The organism is Mesorhizobium sp. B4-1-3 (assembly GCF_006439355.1).
Lineage (GTDB): Bacteria > Pseudomonadota > Alphaproteobacteria > Rhizobiales > Rhizobiaceae > Mesorhizobium.
In genome coordinates, this window is record NZ_VFTG01000001.1 from 549,651 (window position 1) to 565,030 (window position 15,380).

18 protein-coding genes are annotated in these 15,380 nt (G+C 64.7%); 5 read left to right on the forward strand and 13 right to left on the reverse strand.

All coding sequences use genetic code 11. The features are described 5' to 3' along the window. Position 1 precedes the first annotated feature (1 nt). Positions 2-505: a flavin reductase family protein gene (locus tag FJW06_RS02645; RefSeq protein WP_140747478.1), complete on the reverse strand. Its 504-nt coding sequence runs from the start codon at positions 503-505 to the stop codon at positions 2-4. A gap of 67 nt (positions 506-572) precedes the next feature. Then, complete coding sequence (locus tag FJW06_RS02650) at positions 573-1,691, reverse strand: LLM class flavin-dependent oxidoreductase (protein ID WP_140747719.1); 1,119 nt, start codon at positions 1,689-1,691, stop codon at positions 573-575. A gap of 117 nt (positions 1,692-1,808) precedes the next feature. Between FJW06_RS02650 and FJW06_RS02655 the strand changes: the two genes are divergently transcribed. Further along, entirely contained in the window at positions 1,809-2,393 is a 585-nt protein-coding gene (locus FJW06_RS02655; RefSeq protein ID WP_181178111.1) for a winged helix DNA-binding protein, read from the forward strand. Here the strand turns inward: FJW06_RS02655 and FJW06_RS02660 are convergent. Then, complete coding sequence (locus FJW06_RS02660; RefSeq protein ID WP_140747484.1) at positions 2,390-3,322, reverse strand: DMT family transporter; 933 nt, start codon at positions 3,320-3,322, stop codon at positions 2,390-2,392. The two genes, FJW06_RS02655 and FJW06_RS02660, sit on opposite strands and share 4 nt — an antisense overlap. A 99-nt stretch (positions 3,323-3,421) precedes the next feature. On the opposite strand from FJW06_RS02660, the gene FJW06_RS02665 reads away from it, so the two are divergent. Next, a complete protein-coding gene (locus tag FJW06_RS02665; protein WP_140747487.1) occupies positions 3,422-3,907 on the forward strand; it encodes a MarR family transcriptional regulator in 486 nt (161 codons plus the stop codon). A gap of 7 nt (positions 3,908-3,914) precedes the next feature. Here the strand turns inward: FJW06_RS02665 and FJW06_RS02670 are convergent, their stop codons facing one another. The 4 genes from FJW06_RS02670 to FJW06_RS02685 form a co-directional block, all read right to left on the reverse strand. After that, positions 3,915-4,340 (reverse strand): DUF1178 family protein, encoded by a 426-nt coding sequence (locus tag FJW06_RS02670; RefSeq protein WP_140747490.1) that lies wholly within the window; start codon positions 4,338-4,340, stop codon positions 3,915-3,917. Next, complete coding sequence (locus FJW06_RS02675) at positions 4,337-5,203, reverse strand: carbon-nitrogen hydrolase family protein (RefSeq protein WP_140747722.1); 867 nt, start codon at positions 5,201-5,203, stop codon at positions 4,337-4,339. The genes FJW06_RS02670 and FJW06_RS02675 overlap by 4 nt, the downstream gene beginning before the upstream one ends. A gap of 2 nt (positions 5,204-5,205) precedes the next feature. Then, positions 5,206-5,475 carry a glutaredoxin 3 gene (gene grxC / locus FJW06_RS02680; protein ID WP_140747493.1) on the reverse strand — a complete coding sequence of 90 codons (270 nt, stop codon included), beginning with the start codon at positions 5,473-5,475 and terminating at the stop codon, positions 5,206-5,208. A gap of 76 nt (positions 5,476-5,551) precedes the next feature. Further along, positions 5,552-6,352: a ComF family protein gene (locus FJW06_RS02685; protein WP_140747496.1), complete on the reverse strand. Its 801-nt coding sequence runs from the start codon at positions 6,350-6,352 to the stop codon at positions 5,552-5,554. Positions 6,353-6,416: 64 nt separating this feature from the next. Between FJW06_RS02685 and FJW06_RS02690 the strand changes: the two genes are divergently transcribed. Next, the gene (locus tag FJW06_RS02690) at positions 6,417-7,289 is read left to right on the forward strand and encodes a methyltransferase domain-containing protein (RefSeq protein ID WP_140747499.1); all 873 of its coding nucleotides are present in this window, start codon (positions 6,417-6,419) and stop codon (positions 7,287-7,289) included. A gap of 30 nt (positions 7,290-7,319) precedes the next feature. On the opposite strand, the gene FJW06_RS02695 is transcribed toward FJW06_RS02690, so the two are convergent. From FJW06_RS02695 to argJ, 5 genes are all read right to left on the reverse strand, one after another. Next, entirely contained in the window at positions 7,320-7,505 is a 186-nt protein-coding gene (locus tag FJW06_RS02695) for a Flp family type IVb pilin (RefSeq protein ID WP_140747725.1), read from the reverse strand. Between the two features lie 103 nt (positions 7,506-7,608). Next, the gene (locus FJW06_RS02700; protein WP_140747502.1) at positions 7,609-7,929 is read right to left on the reverse strand and encodes a hypothetical protein; all 321 of its coding nucleotides are present in this window, start codon (positions 7,927-7,929) and stop codon (positions 7,609-7,611) included. Positions 7,930-8,066: 137 nt separating this feature from the next. After that, complete coding sequence (locus FJW06_RS02705; protein ID WP_140747505.1) at positions 8,067-8,489, reverse strand: (deoxy)nucleoside triphosphate pyrophosphohydrolase; 423 nt, start codon at positions 8,487-8,489, stop codon at positions 8,067-8,069. Continuing rightward, the gene (locus FJW06_RS02710; protein WP_181178112.1) at positions 8,486-9,265 is read right to left on the reverse strand and encodes a GNAT family N-acetyltransferase; all 780 of its coding nucleotides are present in this window, start codon (positions 9,263-9,265) and stop codon (positions 8,486-8,488) included. Before FJW06_RS02710 ends, FJW06_RS02705 begins: the two co-directional genes overlap by 4 nt. After that, positions 9,265-10,506: a bifunctional glutamate N-acetyltransferase/amino-acid acetyltransferase ArgJ gene (gene argJ / locus FJW06_RS02715; protein WP_140747508.1), complete on the reverse strand. Its 1,242-nt coding sequence runs from the start codon at positions 10,504-10,506 to the stop codon at positions 9,265-9,267. Before argJ ends, FJW06_RS02710 begins: the two co-directional genes overlap by 1 nt. Before the next feature lie 188 nt (positions 10,507-10,694). On the opposite strand from argJ, the gene FJW06_RS02720 reads away from it, so the two are divergent. Beyond that, complete coding sequence (locus FJW06_RS02720; protein WP_140747511.1) at positions 10,695-11,288, forward strand: TetR/AcrR family transcriptional regulator; 594 nt, start codon at positions 10,695-10,697, stop codon at positions 11,286-11,288. A gap of 79 nt (positions 11,289-11,367) precedes the next feature. Here FJW06_RS02720 and FJW06_RS02725 read toward each other — a convergent pair whose 3' ends face one another. After that, entirely contained in the window at positions 11,368-12,288 is a 921-nt protein-coding gene (locus FJW06_RS02725) for a peptidylprolyl isomerase (protein WP_140747514.1), read from the reverse strand. A gap of 264 nt (positions 12,289-12,552) precedes the next feature. Here FJW06_RS02725 and secA point away from each other — a divergent pair, with 264 nt between their 5' ends. Beyond that, positions 12,553-15,285, forward strand: a complete 2,733-nt coding sequence (gene secA / locus FJW06_RS02730) for a preprotein translocase subunit SecA (protein ID WP_140747517.1) — start codon at positions 12,553-12,555, stop codon at positions 15,283-15,285. Positions 15,286-15,380 lie beyond the last annotated feature (95 nt).

A 15,380-nucleotide genomic window follows, 5' to 3' on the forward strand; every position in this document is an offset into this window, starting at 1 on the left:
CTTAGGCTTCCAACGGCCGATAGCCGCCGCGCCAATAGATCAGGGCCTGTCCGGCATCCCGCGTCCTCACCGCCTCGACCGAACCGATGACGATCGAATGCGTGCCGCGATCGATCATCTCGTCGAGGCTGCAGTCGAAAGCGGCCACCGCATCGGCAAGCAGCGCTGCGCCCGTCTTCAGCGTCGTCCATTCGGCACCCTCGTAGCGGTCTTTGCCCTTGACGCCGCCGAAACCGGAGAAGCGCTCGGCGACATGCTGATGCTGGGGGCCGAGCGAATTGACGCCGAAATGCCGGTAGCGCTCGATGATCGGCCAAGTCGACGAGGAGCGGTTGACGCAGCCGATCACCTTCGGCGGCTCCGCCGACAGCGACACCACGGAAATCACGACGAGGCCGGTACGATCGTCGCCGACCCCGGCGGTGATGACGCTGACATTGCCGACGATGAGCCGCATGGCGGCGCGGAAATCCGCGACGCTGACCGGACCTTCTGCGTTGGGCATTGTCGCCTCCTCTTTTCCCTTGACGCAATTCCGGACGGAAAACCGCTCACACTTTTCCTGGAATGCTCTAAGCCGCCGACTGCATCGCGGCCGGCGCGACGCGAATGCCTCTTTCTTCGAGAATAGGCAGGACCGTGTCGCGGAAATAAGGGAATTCCTCGACATAATCCACGAAGGACAAGGTCGAGCCACGGAAGCCCGCTTCGTGCAGTTGGGTGATGCCGTCGGCCACCTGCTCGGGGGTGCCGGTCAGCGGGAAACCGCCATGGCCCGCCGCCATGCGGTCGCGGATAAGCGCCAGAAGATCGTGCGGGAAGGATTGCGCATGTGCGAACTGCAGCCGCACGAGATTGTCGACGGCCGCCCAATCGGCGTTGGCGCGTGCGAAATGCTCGAGGTAGCTTTTTGCCTCCTTTTCCGTGGGGCGGCACACAACATGGGCGAAGGTCAGCACATCGACGTCCCGGCCCTCCGCTTTGCCCTGTTCCTTCAGCGCCGTGATCTCGTCCTTCGAGCGCGAAAGATCGATCGCCGGCGTGAACAGGAAATCGGCGTTGCGGACGGCAAATTTGCGCCCCTCTTCCGAGCCGGCCGCGTTGAGGATGGGCAGCGGTGATGACGGACGCGGGTCGCCGAGCACATTCTTCAGCTTGAACCAGGTACCGTCCCAGTCGAAGGCTTCCGTGCGGCTCCACAGGGCGCGCACGATGTCGAACCATTCCTGCGCGTAGCCGTAGCGTGTGGTGTGGTCGTCCGGCAGCGTCAGTCCAAGCGCCTCGTATTCCGGCTTGTTCCAGCCGGCGACGATGTTGAGGCCGATGCGGCCGCGGCTGATCTGGTCGATGGTCGCCAGTTGCTTGGCCACGACCACCGGATGGTTCGCCGCCGTATGGGTGGTGGCAAAGACGGTGAGGTTGCGGGTGAGCGCGAGCAGCCCCGCCGCCCAAGTGATCGTCTCAAGCACATTGCCATGGAAGTTGGTTTCGCCGCCGTAACCGATCCAGCGGGCGATCGGCAGCATGAAGTCAACGCCGGCTTCGTCGAGCAGCCGGGCGAGTTTGAGATTGTTGTCCCAGGAATTGTCCCAGCGTTCGGCGACCTTGGTGACGGTCATGCCGCCGGAACAGTTGGGCGCGAAAGTGCCGAGAAAGAAAGGCTGCGTGCCGGACGCGGACTTGTCGAGCATGCTCACGACGATGTTCTCCTCATATCTTTGATTATAATTTATAATAGAAAGTCTATCATAAATTCATGTGGACGCAATCGCCCCGGTCAGCGCATGCTCGGCGCGAGGGACAGGCGGATGAACGACCGGCGCAAATCTTTGGAAACACGCGAAGAACTGCTCGACCGCGGCTGGCATCTGGCGCGCACGCCGCTGGAGATCGACGTCACAGAGGTCGAATACGCGCTGATGCGCTCATACGAGGCGTTCGGCCACTGGCAGGCGGAGTGCCTCGCCACGGTGATCGAGTTTTCCGCCAGTGGGCCGGAAAACGCGCTGCTCCACATCATCAGGATGAACGACCGGCCGAAAAGCGTCCGCGACCTCGCCCAGATGACCAATCGCGACGACGTTCCCAATATCCAGTACAGCCTGCGCAAATTGTTGAAGGCTAGGCTGATCACGCGCACCGGTAGCGGCCGGGCCGGCGTGACCTATGAAGTGACGCCGCTCGGCCATAGGGTGACGGAGCGGTATGCCGATATCCGTTCGGTCCTGCTCATCGAGGCGGTGAAGCGCATTCCCGAAATGGCCGACAAGCTCGAGGACGTGGCGCGCACGCTGGAGCTGCTGACCGGCATCTACGAGCAGGCGGCGCGCGCCGCCGCCACCCATCGCCGCCGACATCCGCAGCCGGAACCCGCCGGCGGCAAGGAGGATTAGCTCCGCGACGAAGCAGGCTCAATCCGAACCGCCGCCGGCGCGCCGGCTTGGTTTTGCGCCTTGGTCGTGATGAAGACGCCCAAGGTGATGATGGCGGCGCCGGCCCAAGTCAGCAACTGGTAGTGCTCGCCGAGGAAGATCGTCCCGGCGAACAGGCCGACGGCCGCCGCGACATAGCCGATCTGGCTGAGATAGACCGGGCCGCCGACCGCCTGCAGGCGGAAGAAGAAGGCGAACATCGCCGAGGCCGACGCCACCTGGCCGAACACCACCAGCGGCACGTCGCGGAGCGGGACGAAGGCGTGCCCGCCCAGAAGCGCCAGAATGCCTATGACCAGGAGCGTGGCCGAGGCCAGATGGCTGCCGACGGCCAGCTCGATGGGCCCGGTGCCTTCCGGCCAGTCGACGGTGCGGTAGATGTTGCCGGCGGCAAGGCTGACCGGGATGAGCAGGCCGATCGCCACCCAGAAATAATCCGCCGGCTGGCCGGCCTCGCCGCGGGTGAGCGCGACCATCACCGCCCCGACGAAGCCGACGGCGATGCCGATGACGCCAAGCAGATTGGGGCGCCTGACGCCGAGCAGGATCGAGAACACCAGCGTGACGACCGGCGACAGCGTGAACATGATGCCGGTGTAGCCGGCGCCAAGATGCGGGATGGCCGAGAACATCAAAAGATTGGGGATCGCATAGGAAATCGCGGCGGTGACGAAGAAATAGCGCAGCTTGTGCGGCGTCAGCCGGATGGGTTCGCCGCGCAGCAGGAGCGCAAGCAACAGCACGCCGCCGGCGCCCAAAGAAATGACGAAGGCCCAGACCATCGCCGGCACTCCGGCCGCGGTCGCGAGCTTGCCGAACGGCAGCGTCATGCCGAGCAGGCCCCCGGTCACGACCAGAAGGCCAATCGCCGAATCCCAGAGAAATTTCATCGGACTGTCCTGTCGCTGCGTGACCGCTTGGCGGCCGGTTCATCTTACGGTAAGATAGCGTAAAGATTCTTTATGTCAAGATACTTTGTGGTGAGCGATATGGATCGAGCAGGCAGGGCCATGGAGCAATGGCGGCGGGAGCGGCCGGATCTCGATGTGTCGCCGATGGGCGTCATCGGGCGCCTGAACGAGGCTTCGGCGCTGATCGCGCGCGACCGGCTCGCGCCGGTCTTCGCCCGCTTCGGGCTACAGTCCGGTGAATTCGATGTCTTGGCAACGTTGCGCCGGTCGGGCTCGCCCTACGCGCTGACACCGACCGAGCTTTACGAGACAACGATGGTGACGTCCGGCGCCATGACCGCCCGCCTTGACCGGCTGGAAAAAGGCGGGCTGATCCAGCGCATGCCGCATCCCACCGATCGGCGCGGCGTGATTGTGCAACTCACCGCGAAAGGCCGCGAGCTCACCGACGAGGCCCTTGCCGCCCACGTCGCCAACGAGCATGAAATCCTCGCCGGCCTGTCGCGCGAGGACCAGGAAACGCTTGCAAAACTGCTGGAAAAACTGATCGAAAGCCTAAGCTAGCCGGTACTCAGTTCCGGTCATCCGGAAAGCTCGGGATCGGCATGAATTCGATGCCGTCCTCGATAAGGCTCTGCGCCTCTTCCGAAGTCGCTTCGCCATAGATGCCGCGCGGATCGGTCTCGCCAAAATGGATCTTGCGCGCTTCCTCGGCGAACTTGTCGCCGACATAGTCGGCATTCTCGCGCACCTTCTCGGCCAGCGCCTTGAGTTGCGCCAGCGCCTGCTTCTGCGCTTCGCCCATGGCGAGAGCGACCTTCTCCTGCTTGCGGGAGGTCGAGACAGCCGGCGCCATCAGCGCCTTCTCGACCTTATGCGAGCCGCAGGTGGGGCAATCGACGAAGCCGCGCTTCTTCTGGGTGTCGAAATCGTCATTGCTGCGAAACCAGGCTTCGAATTCGTGCTCGTGCTCGCAGATCAGGGAAAAACGGATCAAGAGGCAGCCCCCCTGAGACGCGGCGCCTCGCTCGTCCCGGCATTGACGGTGAAATCCCGCGCATTCTTCAGATTGGGGATTTTGCGGCGCGCGGCCAGCGACTGGGCCGGATCGATCTCGGCGACGATCACGCCGGGCTCGTCATGCGCGGCTTCGGCGACGATGCGTCCCCACGGGTCGACGATCAGCGAATGGCCATAGGTCTCGCGCCCGTCCTCATGCAGGCCGCCCTGCGCGGCGGCGATAACGTACGCGCCGTTCTCGATGGCGCGGGCGCGCAGCAGCACATGCCAATGCGCCTCGCCGGTCTGGCGCGTGAAGGCGGCGGGCACGGTCAGCACCTCGGCCCCTGCAACGGCCTCGGCGCGGAACAGCTGCGGGAAGCGCAGGTCGTAGCAGACGGCAAAGCCCAGCCTCGTTCCGTCGATGTCGGTTACGACCGCTTCCGTTCCCGGCTCGTAGGATGCGGATTCACGCCAGCTCTCGCCATTGTCGAGATCGACGTCGAACATATGGATCTTGTCGTAGCCGGCGATCAGGCTGCCGTCGGGCGAAAACAGGAACGCGCGGTTGGCGAGCTTGCCGTCGGCGCGCAGGATCGCGGTCGAGCCGATATGCAGGTAAATGCCGAGCTCCTTCGCCAGCCTGCGCGCGGTTGCGACGATAATGTCCTTGTCCTCGGTGGTGAAGGCGGCTGCCCCCGCCTGCTTGTCGCGGATCAGCGCGCCGGTCATTTCCGGCGTCTGCACATAGGTGGCGCCCTGACGCGCGGCATCGCGGACCAGCCTTTCCATGTCGGCCGCATTGCGCTCCGGGCTGGTCCCTGAACGCATCTGCACCGCCGCCCCCTTGAAAACGCCCATGATCAAGCCCTCGCTCCGTTGGCAAGCAGCGCGTCCAGCCGGCCTTGCGACTCCAATTCATGGAGATCATCGCAGCCGCCGACATGCGTGTCGCCGATGAATATCTGCGGAAAAGTGGTACGCCCATGCGCCCGTGAAATCATCTCCTGACGCAATTCCGGCGAGAATGAAGCGTCGCGCTCGGTATAAGTCACCCCCTTGCGTTCGAGCAAGCGCTTGGCGGCCGTGCAATAACCGCACATCATCCGCGTATAGATCGTCACATCGACCATCGATCAGCAATCCTGCCTACGCACATCGCCTAGCTGCTGCGCGAAGACGATCTGCACCAAAACAACAACTTAGGCACTATATAGTTGCAGACTCGTCGGCCCGAAAGTCCCCCGGCAGAACGCGCGCGAAAGTCAGCACGTCGACCGCTCCGGCGCCGCCTCTCTTTAGCGCCTTGGCGACCGCTCGCACCGTCGCGCCGGTGGTGTAGACATCGTCGACCACCAGTACCCGGCGCCCCGCTATCTCGATTTCGGCGTCCGGCGGTACACGGAAAGCAGCGCGCACATTCTCCTCGCGCTCGTGCCGTTCCAGCCCGACCTGCTGGCGCGTCAGCTTCACGCGCTTGATCGCGGATGGCGAAAAGGGCAGCCCGCCGAGCTTCGCAACGGCCCGTCCGAGCTCCGCCGACTGGTTGAACTGGCGCCGGAAGAAGCGCCGCCAATGCAAGGGCACCGGCACGACCAGGTCGGCCTCCGCGATCAGTTCCGCGCCGGCACGCATCATCCACTTCGCCATCCAGGGCGCGAGGTCGGTTCGATCCTGATATTTCAGCCCTTGCACCATCTGCCGCGCGACACCCGAATAGATGACGGCGGCCCGGGCTCGCTCGAAGGGCGGCGGATCGGCGATCGCTTCCGCCGACAGAAACCCCTCGCCCATATCGTGAGTGAAGGGCGTGCCCATCACTGCGCACCAGGGTTTTTCCAAAAGCCTCAGCTTCGGCCAGCAGGCGCCGCACAAGACGCCAGGCTGCGACACATGGCGACGGCAGCCGGCGCAAACCGGCGGGAACAACAGGCGCGCCGGCCAGGCAAGTACCTGCCGTGTCATATCCTGGACCGCTATGGTCTTGATCTTGTGCACCGGATCGGCCACGTGAAAAGAAACCCCGCGCCACCTTAACACCACTCCGGCATGTGCGGACAACAGGAAGCTTTCATTGCAGCCCTTGATCGACACCGAGCTCTGGCTCACGCGCAAGCGCCGGGCTCTCGCCCGTCCCGTCGAAGGCGCCGATTTCCTGATGCGGCGCGCGGCGGAGGATCTTGCCGACCGGCTGGGCGCCGTAGAACGCCGCTTCGGCAAGGCGGCCGCGCTGTTCTGTCAGACATCGGCGGCGGCACAAGTGCTTGCCGACAGCGGCAAAGCCGGCGAGATCCTGCGCGTCGAGATGGACGAAGCGCTTCTGGCCGGCAATCCCGGCCTGGTGGCGCCGCCGGAAACCGTGCCATTCGAGGAGGGCAGCCTCGATCTCGTCGTCTCCCTGCTCTCGTTGCACGCGATGAACGACCTTCCCGGCGTGCTCGCGCAAATCCGCCGGGCGCTGAGGCCGGACGGGCTGTTCCTCGGCGCCCTCGCCGGCGCCGGCACCTTGGCGGAACTGCGCGAGAGCATGCTTGCGGCGGAGACGGAGCTTTACGGCGGCGCGAGCCCGCGCATCCTTCCCTTCACCGACGTGCGCGACGCCGGCGCACTGTTGCAGCGCGCCGGCCTGGCATTGCCTGTCGCCGATGTCGAGACGGTAACGGTGCGCTACGATACGCTGTTCGATCTTGCCGCCGATCTGCGCGCCATGGGCGAGACCAGCCCACTCATCGACCGCAGCCGCCGGCCGGCCGGCAGGCGCCTGTTTGCCCGCGCCGCCGAAATCTATGCCGAGCGGTTCTCGGATCCGGATGGCCGTATCCGAGCAAGCTTTTCAATCGTTTGGATGTCCGGCTGGGCGCCGGACGCCTCGCAGCAGAAGCCGCTCAAGCCCGGGTCAGCCAAGGTATCGCTGAAAACTGTCTTGGAAGACGTGCGGAAGCGTTGACTGCCGCCTCTGATTGCCTGACCGGCATGCTCAGGGAGAGAAAGCTTGGACCAGTCTGCTGTTGTTATCGCTAAACAACCACTGGAGCGCATCCGCGGCCTTGCCGACGCCGCCGATGATCACGAGCGACAGCACGGTGACGATCAGGCCGTATTCGATAACCGTGGCGCCCGTCTCATCTTTAATGAATTGCTGCAGCAGGTTCTTCATGGCCATCATCCCTTATGCAGAAACTCTAACCTCCTACCCGTTAAGAAAGGTTAACGGCGAAAGCTTAACAGCGAATGAAACGCCGCCGTGCCGGAAATCATTAACCAAGTCAGCACTCGCCGCTGCGGCTGCCGTCATTGCGGATGACGCAGATTGAACTGGGCAGCGGCTGCAGCACGCTGCGGCGCACCGTATATGTATTGAGGCGATGGCCGATCGATCCGGTCGCCGCCATGTCGAGTCCGCCGGGGAAGCCGTCGCGGGCGCTTTGCTGCCGGGTCTGGCTGTCCAGGAATGGCGCCGCGATCAGCGCCAGCGCCACCGCGGCCGAGCCGAAGAGAAGCGTGATCCGCAGGATGCCCATGCCGGCGTCCACCGCACGGAAGCCTCGGTCGGGCCGGATCGAGTCCCAGTCTCTTTCAAGGCTCATGCCGTATATCCCAATCATCGACGATCTCACCGCGCGAACGGCTTCGTGCAATTTTTCACGTCGAGATAAATCTTCCATTAACGCTGGCTAAAGCAGTCCAGGAAAGCGCGAAACAGCCGCTGCGGCAGGCCGCGAAATCACAAAAGATCGATGAGGAACTGGATCAGCGGCGCGTCGGCCGGCGGCATCGGATAGTCGCGCATCTGCCGCGGCCTGACCCATTTGAGCCCCTGCCCTTCCCTGGGCTGCGCGATGCCGCTGAAACGGCGGCAGACATAAAGCGGCATCAAGAGATGGAAATCGTCATAGGAGTGGCTGGCGAAGGTGAGCGGCGCCAGGCACGGAATCTGCGTCTCGATGCCGAGCTCCTCGTGCAGCTCGCGGATCAGGCACTCCTCCGGCGTCTCGCCAGGCTCGACCTTGCCGCCTGGAAATTCCCACAGCCCGGCAAGCTGCTTGCCCTCGGGGCGCTGCGCCAGGAGCACGCGCCGGTCGGCGTCGACCAGCGCGCAGGCGGCGACCAGGAGCAGGCGCTTCCCGGTTGGCTTTATCTCGCTCATGCGCCAGGCGGTCGTCGATAGTGGTAGCGATAGACTTCCTCGAAGCCGAGCGATCGGTAGAGCGAGAGCGCCGGGAGATTGCTCGCCTCGACCTGCAGCCAGGCCTCGCGCGCGCCGCGCAGCCGCGCCCACTTCAGCGCCGACAGGATGAGGTTGCGGCCATGGCCCTGTTTGCGCGCCGACTTTTCGGTGGCGACCTCGAACAGGCCGGCAAGATCGCCGTCATGGACGCAGATAAGCGTGGCCAGCGGCTCGGTGCCGCCTTCCAGCGCGAACAGCCCCGCCTCCGGCTGGATGGCGCCGATGACCTCGGACAGGCCTGGCCGCAGCGAGGCGTCCGAGCCGCTCGTCCTGAGCGACGCGCCGATGAAGCGGCTGATATCCTTGAGCGGTATCTGGTCCATGGCCGCGCCAAGTTCGAGGTTCTTGAGCGGCAGCCGCATGACCAGGGATTCGTCAAACCTGTTCCAGCCGGCCTTGTCGAGATGCCTGGACAGCACCTGTCCCGACAGCGGCGACATGCGAAAGGTCAGCGGCCTGCCATAGGCGTCGAAGCGCCTTGCGGCGCGGCCGATGCGCTCCTCGATGGCGTGCGTATCGCCCGGATCGAGCGGATTGACCGAATTCAGGCGCTTGGCGGGGTGCCCGGCGGTGAGCCGCACCACCCACGTCCCATCATAATGGACGGCGGCCGCCGGCCAGGCGCGAAAACCCGCCGCCTCGTAGCGGCGCACGACCGCCAGCACGCTTGCGGGATGCCCGGACACCGGCGCCATCAGCTCCGGTAGTCGCCGTTGATGGCGACATATTCCTTGGTGAGGTCGCAGGTCCACACCGTCGCCTTGCCGCGGCCGATGCCGATATCGGCGCGGATGCGGATGTCGTCGCGCTTCATGTAGGCCGAGGTCGCTTCCTCCGAATAGGCCGGATCGCGCTCGCCCTCATGCGCCAGGCGGTTGTCGCCGAACCAGATCGACAGCCGGTCGCGGTCAGCCGGCTCGCCGGCCTTGCCGACGGCCATGACGACGCGGCCCCAATTGGCGTCCTCGCCCGCGACCGCCGTCTTGACCAGCGGCGAGTTGGCGATCGAAAGCGCGATCCGCTTGGCCGAACGCGCCGATTTGGCGCCGGTGACGGTGACTTCGACCTGTTTGCGCGCGCCCTCGCCATCGCGCACCACTTGCAGCGCCAGCGACTTCAGCACCTTGCCGAGCGCCCGGCGGAACGCGCCGAGCCGCGCATCCTTGGGATCGGCGATCGCCGACGCGCCGCGCGCGGCCGCTTTACCGGTGGCGAAGATGAGCAGCGTGTCGCTGGTCGAGGTATCGCTGTCGACGGTCACGGCATTGAAGGTCTTGGCCGTGCCGCGCGACAGCAGGTCCTGCAGCACGGGGGCGGCGATCGGCGCGTCGGTGGCGATGAAGGAAAGCATCGTCGCCATGTCGGGCGCGATCATGCCGGCGCCCTTGGCGATGCCATTGATGGTCACATCCACATTGCCGAGCTTCACCGTCTGGGTTGCCACCTTCGGATAGGTGTCCGTGGTCATGATCGCCTTGGCCGCCTCGGTCCACAGATCCGGCTTGCCGTCCTTGACCAGGCCGGCGAGCAGATGGCTGAACTTGGTTGTGTCGAGCGGCTCGCCGATGACGCCGGTCGAGGCCAGGAACACTTCGCTCTCGGAGCAGCCGGCGGCCTTCGCTGCCGCCTCGCCGGTCAGCGCGGTCGAGGCCTTGCCCTTCTTGCCGGTGAAGGCGTTGGCGTTGCCGGAATTGACCACCAGCACGCGCGCCTTGCCGGCAGGCAGGTTCTGGCGGCAGAAGTCGACCGGCGCCGACGGGCATTTCGACCTGGTAAACACGCCGGCGACCGCCGTGCCCGGATCGAAGACCATGGCGAGCAGGTCGGTCCGGTTCCGGTATTTGATGCCGGCTTCGGCGGTCGCGATGCGCACACCCTCGATGACCGGCATCTTCGGATATTTCTTCGGTGCGAGCGGCGAAATCGTAGCGGACATCGGGACCCCGGAGCGGCAAGAACACGAAAGGAACGCCGGTTTGCCCGATAGCGCGCGCCGGCGCAAGGGGCGTTCTGGCCGCGCCCTGCCGGCCTGGCCGGCGGCTTCGCAGTTGGAAACGCGTCGTTTCGTTTCATCGCCGAAGCCAATATGATCGGCACCAGATTCACCGGCTAAGGAAGACCTCGATGGGCGAAGCCGCCGCTCGCGGGCGCAAGTCGATCGGCGCGAAACGCAACCCCGAGAGCGCCGATGCCATTGTCAAGGCCGCCGAAGCGGTGTTGCGCGAGGCGGGCTATGCCGGCTTCTCGATCGAGGCTGTCGCCCGGCGGGCGCGAGCGGGCAAGCCGACCATCTATCGCTGGTGGCCGAGCAAGGCGGCTCTGCTGATCGAGGTCTACCAGCGGCAGAAGCGCGTCGAGACGCCCGACACCGGAAACATCGAGGACGACCTGGCCGGCTTCCTCCAGAATCTGTTCAGGCATTGGCGCGACACCCCGTCGGGCAACATCTTCCGCTCTCTGATCGCGGAGGCGCAGTCGGACGAGACAGCCGCGGCCGCGCTTGCCGAATATTCGAAAGGGCGCCGCGGCCATACCGGCCAGATGATCGAGCGCGCCAAGGCGCGGGGCGAGGTGGCGGCCGATATCGACGCCGGGATCGTCGCCGACCTGATCGCCTCCTTCGCCTGGCGGCATCTGCTGACCGGGCGGCTCGACGAGGACGCGGCGGCGATCCGTACCGCCGTCCGCTACATCACGCGCGGGATAGCGACCGCCTGAGCCCCGAAAAGCCCTGAGCCCCGAAAAGCAAAGGGCGCCTCCGAGGCGCCCTTTGCAGGATTACCCCGTCGGTAGCGGATTACTTGCCGCCTTCCAGCGTGTCGACGTCCTTCTTGAGCTTCCCGTCCGGGATCTCGACCTTGGCGGCCGCGCGCAGGTCCTTGACCATGGCGAAATACTTGTCGCGGATCACCGCCTGCTTGGCCTGGTCCTTGACGTCGTCGAAGGCCGGCGGCTGCTTGGCGCGCTTGTCCTCGAGCTTGATGACATGCCAGCCAAACTGCGTCTGCACCGGCTCCTTGGTGTATTTGCCGACGTCGAGCGCGAAGGCCGCCTTGTCGAATTCCGGCACCATCTGGCCCGGTCCGAACCAGCCGAGGTCGCCGCCATTGGTTTTGCCCGAGGGGTCATTGGTGTGTTCGTTGGCGAGCTTCTGGAAATCGGCGCCGCCATCGAGCTGCTTGATGATCGCCTCGGCCTCTTCCTTCGTCTTCACGAGGATGTGACGCGCATGCACCTCGTTGACCGGCGGCGTGTTGGCGATCTCCTGGTCGTAGCGGGCGCGCACTTCGGCGTCCGTCACCTTGTCGACCACTTCCTTCTCGACGACCTCGCCATGCAGGGCGCGCGCCTGCAGGAAAGCCATGCGGCGCTGGAAGTCGGCGTCCTTGTCGAGGCCCGCATCGACCGCCTTCTTGGCCATGACGCGAATCTCGATTGCGGCCGAAAGGGCTGCCGCGCGGCGCTGGTCGGGCGGCAGTTGGGCGAACTGCTGCGACAGTTCGCCTTCGGCGAGCTGCAGATCGGCCTCGGTCAGCTTCTCGCCATTGATCATGGCGACGACGGCATTGGGGTCGACCGGCTTCGCGGGAGCGGCGGCAGGCGCGGTGGCATCCGCGGGCTTGGTCTCCTGCGCCATCAGCGGCGACAGGCAAAGAGCCGAGAGCCCGAAGGCCAGACCAAGGCTGGCGAGCGAGGCGCGGCGGAACGACAGGGACATCGAGATAAACTCCAATGGGGATTGCCAGTAAGGATCGCGTGAGCGAAAGGGTTCCAGATCAGTCGGATTGTGGCGGAATTTGGCGCTGCCCATAGGGCTAACGCGGCGTTGACATCGATTGAGCCCCCTCTTATCTGTCCATCGACTTGGCGTCCAGAACCGTTTTCCGGGCGCTTTTTGCGTTTGTCCGCATTCACGCGGATTTGATGGGCCCGCCCGGCGCCTATCGCAAACGGCTAAAATTGCTATCGAAAGGACCATTGGATGGTCAGTCTCGGCGGTCTCGCCCGTAAGGTTTTCGGTTCTTCCAACGACCGCCGCGTCAAGTCGACCCGGCCCAGGGTTGAAGCCATCAACGCCATGGAAAACGAGATGCGGGCGCTTTCCGACGCCGAGCTCGCGGGGCGCACGCAAAAGTTCCGCCAGGATCTCGCCAACGGCGCTTCGCTCGACGATCTCTTGGTCCCGGCCTTCGCCACGGTGCGCGAAGCGGCCCGCCGCGTGCTCGGTATGCGGCCTTTCGACGTCCAGTTGATCGGCGGCATGGTGCTTCACAATGGCGGCATCGCCGAGATGCGCACCGGCGAGGGCAAAACCCTGGTCGCCACCTTGCCGGTCTACCTCAACGCGCTCGCCGGCAAGGGCGTGCATGTCGTCACCGTCAACGACTATCTCGCCAAGCGCGACGCCGAATGGATGGGCCGCGTCTACAAATTCCTCGGCCTGACTGTCGGCATCATCGTCCACGGCCTTTCCGACGACGAGCGCCGCGAGGCCTACGCCTGCGACGTCACCTATGCCACGAACAACGAGCTCGGCTTCGACTATCTGCGCGACAACATGAAGTATGAGCGCTCGCAGATGGTGCAGCGTGGACACTCCTACGCCATCGTCGACGAGGTCGATTCCATCCTGGTCGACGAAGCGCGCACGCCGCTGATCATTTCCGGTCCCCTCGAGGACCGTTCGGAAATGTACAACACCATCGACGCCTTCATGCTGAAGCTCGGTCCGGCCGATTACGAGGTCGACGAGAAGCAGAAGACCACCATCTTCACCGAGGAAGGCACGGAGAAGCTGGAGAACATGCTGCGCGACGCCGGCCTGTTGAAGGGCGAGTCGCTCTACGACGTCGAGAACGTCGCCATCGTCCACCACGTCAACAACGCGCTTAAGGCGCATCTGCTGTTCCAGAAGGACCGCGATTACATCGTGCGCAACGGCGAGATCGTCATCATCGACGAGTTCACCGGCCGCATGATGCCCGGCCGCCGCTATTCGGAAGGCCTGCACCAGGCTCTCGAAGCCAAGGAGCATGTGCAGATCCAGCCGGAGAACCAGACGCTGGCCTCCGTCACCTTCCAGAACTATTTCCGCCTCTACAAGAAGCTTGCCGGCATGACCGGCACAGCGCTGACCGAGGCGGAAGAATTCGCCAACATCTACAATCTCGAAGTCACCGAGATCCCGACCAACCTGCCGGTCGCCCGCAAGGACGAGGACGACGAGGTCTACCGGACGGTCGATGAGAAATACAAGGCGATCGTCAGGGAAATCAAAGACGCGCGTGACCGTGGCCAGCCCATCCTGGTCGGCACCACCTCGATCGAGAAATCCGAGCTGCTGGCCGAGCGCCTGCGCAAGGAAGGCATCAAGGACTTCGAGGTCCTGAACGCCCGTCACCACGAGCGGGAAGCGTCCATCGTCGCCCAGGCCGGCAAGCCGGGCGCCATCACCATCGCCACCAACATGGCCGGCCGTGGCACCGACATCAAGCTCGGCGGCAACGCCGAGATGCGCATCGCCGAGGAGCTTGGCGACATGCCGCCCGGACCCGAACGCGAGGCTCGGGAAAAAGAGATTATCGACGACGTCGAGCGCCTGAAGGAAAAGGCGCTGGCCGCCGGCGGCCTCTACGTCCTGGCCACCGAACGCCACGAATCGCGCCGCATCGACAACCAGCTGCGTGGCCGTTCCGGGCGCCAGGGCGATCCCGGCCGCTCGAAATTCTTCCTGTCGCTGCAGGACGATCTGATGCGCATCTTCGGCTCCGAGCGCATGGACGGCATGCTGCAGAAGCTCGGCCTCAAGGAAGACGAAGCGATCATCCACCCCTGGATCAACAAGGCGCTGGAAAAAGCGCAGAAGAAAGTCGAGGCGCGCAACTTCGACATCCGCAAGAACCTCCTGAAATATGACGACGTTGCGAACGACCAGCGCAAGGTGGTGTTCGAGCAGCGCCTCGAGCTGATGGACGGCGAAGGCCTGTCCGAGACGATCGCCGAGATGCGCGAAGGCGTCATCGAGGAGATCGTCGCCAAGAACATCCCCGAGAATGCCTATGCCGAGCAGTGGAACGTCGCCGGCCTCAAGGAAGAGGTGGCGCAATACCTCAACCTGGACCTGCCGATCGAGGAATGGGTCAAGGAAGAGGGCATCGCCGAGGATGACATCCGCGAGCGCATCACCGCCGCGGCCGACGCTGCCGCCAAGGAGCGCGCCGACCGCTTCGGTCCCGACGTGATGAACTATGTCGAACGTTCGGTGGTGCTGCAGACGCTCGACCATCTGTGGCGCGAGCACATCGTCAACCTCGATCATCTGCGCTCGGTCGTCGGCTTCCGCGGCTATGCCCAGCGCGACCCGCTGCAGGAATACAAGAGCGAAGCCTTCGAGCTGTTCCAGGGCATGCTCGGCAACCTGCGCCAGGCCGTCACCGCGCAGCTGATGCGCGTCGAGCTGGTGCGCCAGGCGGCCGATGCGCCGCCGCCCGAAACGCCTGAGATGTTCGGCAGCCATATCGACGGCTCCACCGGCGAGGACGATTTCCAGGGCGGCGAGACCGCGCTTCTGATGCGCCAGGATACCAACGCCGTCGTCGCGCCGGAAAACCGCGACCCGAAGAACCCCTCGACCTGGGGCAAGGTCGGTCGCAACGAGCTCTGCCCCTGCGGTTCTGGCAAGAAATACAAGCACTGCCACGGCGCCTTCGCCTGAAGCCTATTTCCTTCTCCTCGCTTGCGGGGAGACGCTGCCCGAAGGGCGGATGAGGGGCAGCGCCGGCGCTGGCGATTCCTCCAGAACGGCGGTCT